Raw genomic sequence first — 12,000 nt, forward strand, 5'->3', positions numbered from 1 at the left:
TGGGACAGCGCCGGCGGAGGTGGCGACAGTGACACCCCCGCCGGCGCCGGGCTTTACGCGATCGGCCGGTCCGTCGGCGCGATCGGGGCGGGCAGGAAGTCCCGCCCGGTCAGGAAGGCGTCGACGCCGGCCGCGGCGCTGCGGCCCTCCGCGATCGCCCAGACGATCAGGGACTGGCCGCGGCCCATGTCGCCGGCCACGAACACGTTGTCGAGGCTGGTCTTGAACGCCTTGTCGCGGACGACGTTGCCGCGCCCGTCCAGCTCGACGCCGAGGTCTTCGAGCAGGCCCTGCTTCTGCGGGCCGAGGAAGCCCATGGCCAGCAAGACGAGCTGCGCGGGCAGCTCGCGCTCGGAGCCTTCGACGGGGACGAACTTGCCGCCCTCGTTGCGCACCTCGACCAGCTTCAGCGCCCGCACGCGGCCGTCGGCGTCGCCCAGGAACTCCTGCGTGTTCACCGCGTACAGCCGCTCGCCGCCCTCTTCGTGCGCGGAGGACACCCGGTAGATCATCGGGTACGTCGGCCACGGGTGGGCGTCCGAACGGGACTCCGGCGGCTTGGGCATGATCTCCAGCTGCGTCACCGAACGCGCGCCCTGGCGGTGCGACGTCCCGACGCAGTCCGCGCCCGTGTCACCGCCGCCGATCACGACGACGTCCAAGCCCTCGGCCGAATACGGCGAGACGTCGAGGTCGCCCGAGGCGACCCGGTTGGCCGGCGGCAGGAATTCCATGGCCTGGTGGATGCCGTCCAGTTCGCGACCGGGGATCGGGAGGTCGCGCCAGTCGGTCGCGCCACCGGCGAGCACCACGGCGTCGTGGGCCAGCAGCTCGGACACCGGCAGGTCCGCGCCGACGTTCACCGACGCCCGGAACTCCGTGCCCTCGGCTTCCATCTGCGCGAGCCGGCGGTCGAGGCGGGACTTCTCCATCTTGAACTCGGGGATGCCGTAGCGCAGCAGCCCGCCGATCTTGTCGGCCCGCTCGAAGACCACGACGCTGTGGCCCGCGCGCGTGAGCTGCTGCGCCGCGGCGAGTCCCGACGGGCCGGAGCCCACGACCGCGACCTTCTTGCCGGTCTTCACCGCGGGCACTTCCGGCGTGATCCAGCCCTCTTCGAAGGCGCGGTCGACGATGGAGATCTCGACGCGCTTGATCGTCACCGGGTCGTCGTTGATGCCGAGCACGCACGCGGTTTCGCACGGTGCCGGGCACAGCGTGCCGGTGAACTCCGGGAAGTTGTTCGTCGCGTGCAGCCGCTCGATGGCCTGGCGCCAGTCGTCCCGCCACACCAGCGTGTTCCACTCGGGGATGAGGTTCCCGAGCGGGCAGCCCTGGTGGCAGAACGGGATGCCGCAGTCCATGCAGCGGCCGGCCTGCTTCTCCAGCTTCGTCGACGCGAAGTCTTCGTAGACCTCGCGCCAGTCCATCAGCCGGAGGTCGACCGGACGGCGCTTCGGCTCTTCGCGGGTGGTGGTCAGAAAGCCCTTGGGGTCAGCCATGTGCGGCCTCCATGATCGCCTCGTTCACGTCGCGCCCGTCGCGCTCGGCCTGCACCTGGGCGGCGAGCACGCGCTTGTAGTCCTTCGGCATGACCTTCCCGAAGCGGTCGACGCCCGCGTCCCAGTCGGCCAGCAGTTCCCGCGCGACGGCGGATTCCGTTTCGTCGTAGTGCTTTTCCAGCGTTTCGCGCAGGAAGTCCGCGTCCTCGGAGTCGAGCGGGTCGAGGTCGACCATCTCCGGGTTGACGCGGTGCGCGGGCAGGTCGAGCACGTAGGCGATGCCGCCGGACATGCCGGCCGCGAAGTTGCGCCCGATCGGGCCGAGCACGACCATCCGGCCGCCGGTCATGTACTCGCCGCCGTGGTCGCCGACGCCTTCGACGACGGCCAGCGCGCCGGAGTTGCGCACGCAGAACCGCTCGCCGACCTTGCCGCGGATGAAGATCTCGCCGCTCGTGGCGCCGTAGGCGATCACGTTGCCCGCGATGATCTGCTCTTCGGCGACGTAGCTCGCTTCCTTCGGCGGCCGCACGATCAGCCGGCCGCCGGAGAGGCCCTTGCCGACGTAGTCGTTGCCGTCGCCGATCAGCCGCAGCGTGATGCCCTTCGGCACGAACGCGCCGAACGACTGGCCCGCGGTCCCGGTGAAGGTGACGTCGATGGTGTCGTCGGGCAGGCCTTCGCCGCCCCACCGCTTGGTCAGCTCGGAGCCGAGCATGGTGCCGACGGTCCGGTTCACGTTGCGCACCGGCAGTTCCAGCCGCACCTTGTCACCGGAGTTCAGCGCGCCCTCGGCCAGCTGGATCAGCGTGTTGTCGAGCGCCTTCTCCAGCCCGTGGTCCTGCCGCGTCTGCTGCAGGCGCAGCCCGGCCGGGGCCATCTCGGGCACGTGGAAGATCGGCGACAGGTCCAGCCCGGCCGCCTTCCAGTGCTCGACGGCCTTGCGCTTGTCGAGGAACTCGGCGTGCCCGACCGCCTCGGCGATCGACCGGAAACCGAGCTCCGCCAGGTACTCGCGCACTTCCTGGGCGATGAACTCGAAGAAGTTGACGACGTATTCGGCCTTGCCGCTGAACTTCTCGCGCAGCTTCGGGTTCTGCGTCGCGACGCCCACCGGGCACGTGTCGAGGTGGCAGACGCGCATCATGATGCAGCCCGACACCACCAGCGGCGCGGTCGCGAAGCCGAACTCCTCGGCGCCGAGCAGCGCCGCGACGATCACGTCACGCCCGGTCTTGAGCTGGCCGTCGGTCTGCACCACGATCCGGTCGCGCAGCCGGTTGGCCAGCAGCGTCTGCTGCGTCTCGGCCAGGCCGAGCTCCCACGGGCCACCGGCGTGCTTGATGGACGACAGCGGCGACGCGCCCGTCCCGCCGTCGTGACCCGAGATGAGCACGACGTCCGCGTGCGCCTTGGACACGCCCGCCGCGACCGTGCCGACGCCGACCTCGGACACGAGCTTCACGTGGATGCGCGCGTTCGGGTTGGCGTTCTTGAGGTCGTGGATCAGCTGCGCCAGGTCCTCGATCGAGTAGATGTCGTGGTGCGGCGGCGGTGAGATGAGGCCGACGCCCGGCGTCGAGAACCGCGTCTTCGCGATCCACGGGTACACCTTCGCGCCGGGCAGCTGCCCGCCCTCGCCGGGCTTCGCGCCCTGCGCCATCTTGATCTGGATGTCGTCGGCGTTGACGAGGTACTCGCTCGTGACGCCGAACCGTCCGGACGCGACCTGCTTCACGGCGCTGCGGCGCTCCGGGTCGTACAGCCGCTCCGCGTCTTCGCCGCCCTCACCGGTGTTCGACTTGCCGCCGAGGCGGTTCATCGCGATGGCGAGGGTCTGGTGCATCTCCATCGAAATCGAGCCGTAGGAGATGGCGCCGGTGGCGAACCGCTTGACGATCTCCGAGACCGGTTCGACCTCCTCGATCGGCACCGGCGCGCGCTTGCCGTACTTGAAGTCGAACAGCCCGCGCAGCGTCAGCAGCTTCTCGGCCTGGTCGTCGACGGACTTCGTGTACTCCTTGAAGATCTCGTACTTGCCGGACCGGGTGGAGTGCTGCAGCTTGAAGACCGTCTGCGGGTTGAACAGGTGCGGTTCGCCCTCGCGGCGCCACTGGTAGTCCGCGCCGGTTTCGAGCTCGCGGTGCGCCGCCCGGACGCCGTCGGCAGGGAAGGCGTAGTTGTGCCGCTTCGCGACCTCTTCGGCGAGGGTTTCGAAGCCGACGCCGCCGAGGCGGGACGTCGTGCCGGTGAAGCAGTTGTCGATGACCTCGTCGCCGAGCCCGATCGCCTCGAAGATCTGCGCGCCGGTGTAGGACGCGACGGTCGAGACACCCATCTTCGACATCGTCTTGCGGACGCCCTTGCCGAGCGCCTTGATCAGGTTCTGCGTGGCTTCCTTCGGCGTCACGCCGGGGATCAGGCCCTGGCGGGCCATCTCTTCGACGGTCGCCATCGCCAGGTACGGGTTCACCGCGGCGACGCCGTAGCCGATGAGCAGCGCGATGTGGTGCACCTCGCGCGCGTCGCCGGCCTCGACGATGAGGCCGACCTGCGTGCGCGTCTTCTCACGGACGAGGTGGTGGTGCACCGCGCCGGTCAGCAGCAGCGACGGGATCGGCGCGTGGTCCTCGTCGACCCCGCGGTCGGACAGCACGATCAGCCGCGCGCCGTCCTCGATCGCCTCGGACACCTCGGCGCGGATCTCGTCGAGGCGCTTGACCAGCGCCTCGCCGCCGCCGTGGACGTTGTAGCGGCCGAGCACGGTGACCGCCTGGAACTCCGGCAGGTCGCCGTCGTCGTTGACGTGCACCAGCTTCGCGAGCTGGTCGTTGTCGAGCACCGGGAAGGGCAGCACGATCCGGCGGCAGCTGGCGGCGGTGCCGACGAGCAGGTTCGGCTCGGCGCCGATCTGCGTGCCGAGCGCGGTCACGAGCTCCTCGCGGATGGCGTCCAGGGGCGGGTTCGTCACCTGGGCGAAGAGCTGGATGAAGTAGTCGAACAGCAGCCGCGGCCGGCTCGACAGCGTCGCGATGGGCGAGTCGTTGCCCATCGAGCCGATCGGTTCCGCGCCGGTGCGGGCCATCGGCTCGAGGATGGCGTCGAGCTCCTCCTCGGTGTAGCCGAACGCCTGCTGGCGGCGCACGAGCGCGGCGTGCAGCGGGACCTCGCGGTCGCGCTCGGGCAGGTCCTCGAGGTTGAGCAGCCCGGCCTCGACCCACTCGTCGTACGGGTGCTCGGTGGCCAGCTGGGTCTTGATCTCTTCGTCCTCGATGATCCGGCCCTCGGCGGTGTCCACGAGGAACATCCGGCCGGGTTCGAGTCGTCCCTTCCGGACGATCGTCGCCGGGTCGAGGTCGAGCACGCCGACCTCGGAGGCCAGCACGACGAGGCCGTCGTCGGTCACCCAGTAGCGGCCGGGGCGCAGGCCGTTGCGGTCGAGGACCGCGCCGATCTGGCTGCCGTCGGTGAAGGCGACCAGCGCCGGGCCGTCCCACGGCTCCATCAGCGTCGAGTGGAACTCGTAGAAGGCGCGCCGGGCCGGGTCCATCTCCTGGTGGTTCTCCCAGGCCTCCGGGATCATCATCAGGACCGAGTGCGGCAGCGACCGGCCACCGAGGTGGAGCAGCTCGAGCACCTCGTCGAAGGACGCCGAGTCACTGGCGCCGCGGGTGATCACCGGGTAGATCCGCTTGAGGTCGCCCGGGACCAGGTCGGTCTCGAGCAGCGCCTCGCGGGCGTCCATCCAGTTGCGGTTGCCGCGCAGGGTGTTGATCTCGCCGTTGTGCGCGACGTACCGGTACGGGTGCGCCAGCGGCCACGACGGGAAGGTGTTGGTGGAGAAGCGGGAGTGCACCAGGCCGATGGCGCTGGTGACGCGCTCGTCGGTGAGGTCGGCGAAGAAGCGCTCGACCTGCGGCTCGGTGAGCATTCCTTTGTAGACGATCGTGCGCGAGGACAGCGACGGGAAGTAGACGTCGTCCTCGACGAGCTCGTGCTCGGCGCGCTTGCGGACGCAGAAGGCGCTGCGCTCGATGTGCAGCGGGTCCGAATGCTCCGGCTTCGGGCGGCGCGCGGCGAGGAACAGCTGCGTGAAGTGCGGCATGGTCTCGGCGGCGGTCGGCCCGCAGTGCTCGGTGTGCACCGGCAGCTCTCGCCAGCCGAGGACGCGCATGTCCTCTTCGGCGGCGATGCGCTCGATGGTCGTCATGGCCCGGCCGCGGCGTTTTTCGTCCTGCGGCAGGAAAGCGGTGCCGACGGCGTAGGTGCCCGGCTCGGGCAGCTCGAAGTCCACGACTTCGCGGTAGAACTCGTCCGGGACCTGGATGAGCAGGCCCGCGCCGTCCCCGGTGTCCGGTTCGGCTCCCCGCGCCCCTCGGTGTTCCAGGTTGCGCAACGCGACCAGGGCTTTGGCGACGATCGCGTGATCGCGCCGCCCGGTCAGGTCGGCGACGAAGGCGACACCGCAGGCGTCGTGTTCGTAGTCGCTCCGGTAGAGGCCCTCGGCCTCGGCGTTGCTGAACTGCTCCCCGAACGGGGGCAGGGAATTGGCACGGTGGGTCACGGCTGGCCGCCTCCCAAGGCGTTGGCGCGACCGGTACTCACTCCATCGTGTGGTTCGAGCTGAACCGGTTAACGAAGTGGTCCGGGACCGCGATGGTCAGTCGAGAACAGTTGCTGTTGTCGAAGTGCAAGATGCCGCGAAGCGTCGGCCGAGCTCCGATGCTCGGAAACCGGACGCGGGTCATCTGGGAGGCCGCACAGCGCTGGGCAGCCGAACATGTCGGTCCTGCGAGCGCGCACGACGGACCACTGTGGTGGGGGTCAGTCGAGCGCGCGGTGTTACTCCCGGGTTCGCCGGGTCTTATGACGATAGTGTGAATTCGCTGTTATCGACATACGTCGTTGCCCCCGGGTGGGAAATGCCACGCTTGCGTTGACGCGCCAGGGGGTAGTCCCATATGTCGGTCTGTCCCTCCCGATTGCTGGCGTGGCTGGCCGCTGACCTGCGGAAACGTCTGTCCCAAGTGGTCTGGGGCACGTGCCGGCGCGCCGTGGCGGGGTGGGAAGCTGGGGACATGGCGGACTCGGCCGATGACTGATCGTTATCTCTCCGTGGCTCGATCCGGGGTCCACGAGATCGAGATCAAGCGCTCCCGGTTCCTCTGCGCGCTCGCCCCGGCGACGTCGGAGGAGGCCGCGCGCGAGTTCATCGCGGGCCGCCGTCGCGCCGAACCGGGCGCGCGACACCACTGCCACGCGTTCGTTTTGGGGCCGGACGGGCGAACCCAGCGCTCCAGCGACGACGGCGAACCGGCGGGCACCGCGGGCACGCCGATGCTGGAAGTGCTGCGCCGCCGCGAGGTCACGGACACGGTCGCGGTGGTGACCCGCTACTTCGGCGGCGTGCTGCTGGGCGCGGGCGGACTGATCCGCGCGTACGGACAGTCCGTTTCGGAGGCACTGGAAGTTGTTGGTGTACTAGAACACCGGCGTCTCGCACTGGTGGAAGTGGCGGTGAGCTACGACCGCGCGGGCCGGCTGGAGAACGACTTGCGAGCGTCGCCGTACTTGCTGCACGCGACGCGGTTCGACGAGAAGGCGCGGTTCGAGATCGGCTTGGCGCCGGGGGAGGCGCCGGCGTTCGAGAGCTGGCTGGCCGATCTGACGAACGGCGAGGCGTCGACGGCGGAGCTTGGCGACCACTGGGTGACCCGGGGTTCCTGACGCGCCGCCGGAAGCGTGCCCGGCTTGGGCGAGGGCCGCGAATGGGTCATTCGCGACTTCGTGTCTGGTTGGTGGCGGTGGTGTCGCGGGGGTCGGCGGCCGCTGGGGTTGGTGAGTGCCCGCCGGGCGCGTGCTCGGTATTCGTGGGCGCTGCCGGGTGTGCTGGGCTTGGGTGAGGGGTCCCGAATGGGTCGTTGGCGGCGTCGGTGGTCCCGAATGAGTCATTCGCGGCCTCGCGCCCGTCCGGGTGGCACTGGTGGTGCCGACGACCACCGGGTGATCCACCGCGGCCGCGTGGTCCGGTCCGGAACCGCTTGGCGCGCAACGAACTTTCGGTGCTTCCGCCGACCCGCCTTCCCGTGGCACCATGTCGTGCCACCGAGTTCCGGTACCACTTCGATCCCCCGAACGTTGTCAGCGCGGCACATGCCGAGCTGACAACGTTGTCACCACGCCCGACAACGTTGTCGCCCGGCGGAAAGCGTGCGGCAAGGAGAGGAAGGGTCCATGTCCAGACCACTCTCGAGGCTGTCCAGACGGCTGCGCGCGGTCGTGCTCGCCGCGGCCGTCGTGGGGGCGGGGGTCGTCGCGACCCCGGCTCACGCCGCGACGCTGGCCCTTACGCAGTACGTGAATCCCTTCATCGGCACCGACAACAGCAACTCGCCCAACCCCGTGCCGGGCGGGGCCGGCGGCAGCACCTACCCGGGGGCCACCGTGCCGTTCGGGATGGTGCAGTTCAGCCCGGACACCCCGACCGCGTCGCCGTCCGGGTACCGCTACAGCGACACCGGCATCGAAGAATTCAGCCTGACCCACTTCAACGGCGCCGGGTGCCCCAACAACGAAGACCTCGGCCTGCTGCCGATCACCGGCGCCATCGGGACTTCGCCGGGCACCGGCTGGACCGGGTACGCCGGGCGCTACACCAAGGCGAACGAATCGGCCGCGCCCGGCTACTACAAGAACAAGCTCGACAACTACAACACGACCGTCGAACTTTCCGCGACCAAGCGGTCCGGCTCGATGAAGCTGACCTACCCGAACACGACGTCCGCGCGGCTGCTCGTCAACACCGGCCGCAGCGCGACCGGCAACCGCAGTGGGTCGATCTCCATCAATGGCAGCCAGATCACCGGTGCGGTGACCGGCGGCGGTTTCTGCGGTTCTTCCAAGACCTACCAGATCTTCTACGTGATCCAGTTCGACCGCGCGCCCAGCGGGTTCGGCACCTGGCTCGGCGGCACGGTGAGCGCGGGATCCGCGAGCACCAGCGGCACGAACTCGGGCGGCTACGTCACTTTCGACACCTCGAGCAACGCAGGAGTGCAGGCGAAGGTCGGTATCTCGTTCGTCAGCCTGGCCAACGCGCAGGCGAACCTCGCCGCCGAGAACCCCGGCTTCGACTTCGCCGGCGTCCGGTCGGCGGCCGACACGAGCTGGAACACGATCCTCAACCGCGTCCAGGTGACCGGCGGTGCGGCCGCGGACCTGCAGAAGTTCTACACGGCGCTGTACCACGTGTTCCAGAACCCGAACACCGCCAGCGACACCAACGGCCAGTACCGCGGGTTCGACCAGGCGATCCACACCGCGTCGCACACCGTCTACCAGAACTACTCCGGCTGGGACATCTACCGGTCGTGGGCCGCGCTGATCGGGCTGGTCGCGCCGAACGAAGCGAGCGACATCGCGAAGTCGATGGTGCTGGACGGCCAGCAGGGCGGCCTGCTGCCCAAGTGGTCGCACAACAACAACGAGCACTTCGTGATGACCGGTGACCCCGGGCCGATCGTCGTCGGCAGCATGTATGCCTTCGGGGTCCGCGGCTTCGACACCGCGGCGGCGCTCACGTTGATGGACAAGAGCGCAGGCGGCGGCACCACGCAGGGACAGGCGATCCGCGGCCGGGAAAGCGGCTACCTCAGCCGGCACTACGTCACCGAGGACCCGTCGGACTCGCTCGAGTACTCGGCGTCGGACTTCGCGATCGCGCAGTTCGCGAAATCCGTCGGTGACACGGCGAAGTACACCACGTACATGCAGCGCGCCCAGTGGTGGCAGAACGTGTTCGGCACCGACTCGGGCTACGTCCAGCCGCGCGGGAGCACCGGCACGTGGGCCTGGCCGGTCGTACCGTCCAGCAACAGCGGCTACACCGAGGGCAACCCGTCGCAGTACACGTGGATGGTGCCCTACAACTACCAGGGCCTGATCAACCTGATGGGCGGCCCCAAGACCGCCGTCCAGCGGCTCGACCACCACTTCACCCAGCTCAACGGCGGCCTCACCCAGCCGTACTTCTACATCGGCAACGAGCCCGAGCACGGCGTGCCGTGGGCGTACAACTACGCGGCCCACCCGCAGGGCACCAGTTCGGCGGTGCGGCGCGTGATGAACGAGTCGTTCACCACCGGCGCGGGCGGCGAGCCCGGCAACGACGACCTCGGCGCCACGTCGGCGTGGTACGTCTTCGCCGCGCTGGGCATGTACCCGGCGACGCCGGGCGCGGACGTCCTGGCACTGCACGGACCGCTGTTCCCCTCGGTCTCGATCGTCCGCCCGAGCGGCACGATCCAGATCACCGGCACCGGCGCGGGCCAGGGCGCGCAGTACGTGCAGAACCTCAGCGTCAACGGGACCGCGACGACGAGGTCGTGGATCCGCTACGGCGACATCGCGGGCGCGTCGACGCTGAACTACACGATGGGCTCGTCGCCGAGCGGCTGGGGCACGGGCACCGCGGACGTCCCACCGTCGTACAACGACGGGTTCACGCCGCCGCCTGCCGCGCCGGACCTCGGCACGAACCTGGCGCAGGGCAAGGCGGCCACGGGCTCGGCGACGTGCAACTCGGCCGAGAGCGCGGACAAGGCCCTCGACGGCAGCCTGGCGAACAACAGCAAGTTCTGCAGCACCGCGGCGACGAAGTTCCTCCAGGTCGACCTCGGGTCGGCGCAGAACGTGTCCTCGTTCGTGGTCGACCACGCCGGCCTCGGCGGGGAGACGACGGGCTGGAACACCGGCGCGTTCACGATCCAGACGTCGACCGACGGCTCGACGTGGACGACGGTCGCGAACGTGTCCGGTTCGCGCGCCAGCCGCACGTACCACCCGATCACGACGCGGTCGGCCCGGTACGTGAAGCTGAACATCACCACGCCCGCCAACGACGGCAACGGCGCGGCGCGGATCTACGAGTTCGAGGTCTACCGCTGACCCCCCGGTCGTGAGTGTTCAGGGCGGTTCTAACCGTCCTGAACACTCACGACCGGCTGGACCACTGCTCGCGGGTGATGGCGTACTCGACTTCGCCGTGCTCGCTGCCCGGGGCGCGCTCGTGCTCGGGGAACTCCTCGAAGTACGTGCGGACGAACGTCATCCCCAGCTTCTCCATCACGCGCCGCGACCGCTGGTTCACCGTCATGGTGAACGCCGTCACGCGGGTGACCCCCAGTTCGGTGAACCCCTTCGCGAGCAGCGCCGCCGAGCCTTCGGTGCCGTAGCCCCGCCCCCAGGCCTTGCGGTGCAGCCGGTACCCCAGCTCCGGCTCGTCGGGCGGGTCCTGCGGACGCGGGCGGAAATGGAACCACCCCAGGAAATCGCCGGTCCGCTTCTCGATGGCCGCCCAGAACCCGTAACCGGGGAAACGCTCGTAGTAACCGAGGAACGCGGGGAGATCGAGGGTGACGATCTCCGTGCGGTCGGCCGGCAGGCCCCCATTGAGGTACTTCATCACGTCCGCGTCGTCGTAGAGCTCGAAGAGCGCGTCCGCGTCGTTCTCGGTGAACCGGCGGAGGATCAGCCGCTCGGTTTCGAGGAATACGTGCATCGGGTGATGCTGGCAGTGACCCCAGTGCGTGGCAACGAAATTACGCGGCGATGGCGAGGACTTCGCCCAGCGCCTGCGAGCCGGCCTCGGTCAGCAGGGCGGGGACGCGCTCGCCGCACTTGCCCGGGTGGGCCGGAGCGATCATCCCGAGCCGGGCGAGCCGGTGCACGGTGGACTGGTCGCAGCAGCTCAGGCCGTCGATGAAGAGGTCGGGCTCGCAGCTGCAGCTGATTTCGGCGTGGCCCCCGGCCACGGCTCTCAACGTGGCCCGCTCACGATGGTTCAATTCGGTGATCATGGCGGTGCCTCCTTCCGTCTCGCTCATTAGACGCCTCACCACCGACAGTTTCCGCCTCTGAGCGTGCGAACCCGGGTATTTCAGGGGTTCACGTAGGGGTGGCGTGTCGCGCTTTTCCGGGTGATCCCCGGATACCCCTAAGCGAGCGGTTCAAGCGTCGTCTTGCGCAGGTGGCGGAAAACGATCGACGTGCGGAACCCCACGATCTCCCGGCGCAGCGCCAGCCGGTCGGTGAGGAAAGCGTGCAACGCGTCGATGTCCGGCGTGGTGACTTCGATCAGGAAATCGTCACTGCCCGCGGTCACGTACACGGAGAGCACTTCCGGCAGTTCGGCGATCGACCGCTGGAAGGAGTCGATGACCACCCGGCTCAGCGGCCGCACCTGCGCCGTGACCAGCGCCCGGACGCCGCGGTTGAGGCTCGCCAGGTCGATGTCGGCGTGGTAGCCGCGGATCACGCCGCGTTCGCGCAGCAGCCGGATGCGTTCGAGGCACGTCGAGGGCGCGATGCCGACCTTGCGGGCGATGTCCCGGTTGGTCTGCCGCGCGTCTTCCTGCAGGTGCCGCACGATCGCCGAATCAAGTTCGTCGAGCACCGTGACCTCCACGTCGGAACCGAATTTCGTTCGGTACGGCGTCCG

The 12,000-nt window shown here is 69.2% G+C and carries 7 protein-coding genes; 2 read left to right on the top strand and 5 right to left on the bottom strand.

What is annotated here, in order from left to right; all coding sequences use genetic code 11:
- Positions 1 to 53 precede the first annotated feature (53 nt).
- Positions 54 to 1,502: a glutamate synthase subunit beta gene (locus ACLJQM_RS15095; RefSeq protein ID WP_360774126.1), complete on the bottom strand. Its 1,449-nt coding sequence runs from the start codon at positions 1,500 to 1,502 to the stop codon at positions 54 to 56.
- A complete protein-coding gene (gene gltB / locus ACLJQM_RS15100; RefSeq protein WP_360774129.1) occupies positions 1,495 to 6,066 on the bottom strand; it encodes a glutamate synthase large subunit in 4,572 nt (1,523 codons plus the stop codon). Before gltB ends, ACLJQM_RS15095 begins: the two co-directional genes overlap by 8 nt.
- Positions 6,067 to 6,596: 530 nt before the next feature.
- On the opposite strand from gltB, the gene ACLJQM_RS15105 reads away from it, so the two are divergent.
- Both ACLJQM_RS15105 and ACLJQM_RS15110 read left to right on the top strand, forming a co-directional pair.
- Complete coding sequence (locus tag ACLJQM_RS15105; RefSeq protein WP_360774132.1) at positions 6,597 to 7,229, top strand: YigZ family protein; 633 nt, start codon at positions 6,597 to 6,599, stop codon at positions 7,227 to 7,229.
- 507 nt (positions 7,230 to 7,736) lie between these two features.
- A complete protein-coding gene (locus ACLJQM_RS15110; protein WP_410631727.1) occupies positions 7,737 to 10,448 on the top strand; it encodes a GH92 family glycosyl hydrolase in 2,712 nt (903 codons plus the stop codon).
- Between the two features lie 46 nt (positions 10,449 to 10,494).
- Here the strand turns inward: ACLJQM_RS15110 and ACLJQM_RS15115 are convergent, their stop codons facing one another.
- The 3 genes from ACLJQM_RS15115 to ACLJQM_RS15125 form a co-directional block, all read right to left on the bottom strand.
- A complete protein-coding gene (locus ACLJQM_RS15115; RefSeq protein ID WP_360777186.1) occupies positions 10,495 to 11,061 on the bottom strand; it encodes a GNAT family N-acetyltransferase in 567 nt (188 codons plus the stop codon).
- A gap of 40 nt (positions 11,062 to 11,101) precedes the next feature.
- The gene (locus tag ACLJQM_RS15120) at positions 11,102 to 11,359 is read right to left on the bottom strand and encodes a hypothetical protein (protein ID WP_410631728.1); all 258 of its coding nucleotides are present in this window, start codon (positions 11,357 to 11,359) and stop codon (positions 11,102 to 11,104) included.
- A gap of 137 nt (positions 11,360 to 11,496) precedes the next feature.
- Complete coding sequence (locus ACLJQM_RS15125) at positions 11,497 to 11,955, bottom strand: Lrp/AsnC family transcriptional regulator (RefSeq protein WP_360777184.1); 459 nt, start codon at positions 11,953 to 11,955, stop codon at positions 11,497 to 11,499.
- Positions 11,956 to 12,000 lie beyond the last annotated feature (45 nt).

It is taken from the genome of Amycolatopsis sp. cmx-4-83, from assembly GCF_046548815.1.
Lineage (GTDB): Bacteria > Actinomycetota > Actinomycetes > Mycobacteriales > Pseudonocardiaceae > Amycolatopsis > Amycolatopsis pretoriensis_A.

What these genes read in the sequence shown, in the direction of transcription:
- ACLJQM_RS15095 (WP_360774126.1), bottom strand. Translation starts at nt 1,502, where the DNA reads ATGGCTGACCCCAAGGGCTTTCTGACCACCACCCGCGAAGAGCCGAAG.
- ACLJQM_RS15105 (WP_360774132.1), top strand. Translation starts at nt 6,597, where the DNA reads ATGACTGATCGTTATCTCTCCGTGGCTCGATCCGGGGTCCACGAGATC.
- ACLJQM_RS15110 (WP_410631727.1), top strand. Translation starts at nt 7,737, where the DNA reads ATGTCCAGACCACTCTCGAGGCTGTCCAGACGGCTGCGCGCGGTCGTG.
- ACLJQM_RS15115 (WP_360777186.1), bottom strand. Translation starts at nt 11,061, where the DNA reads ATGCACGTATTCCTCGAAACCGAGCGGCTGATCCTCCGCCGGTTCACC.
- ACLJQM_RS15120 (WP_410631728.1), bottom strand. Translation starts at nt 11,359, where the DNA reads ATGATCACCGAATTGAACCATCGTGAGCGGGCCACGTTGAGAGCCGTG.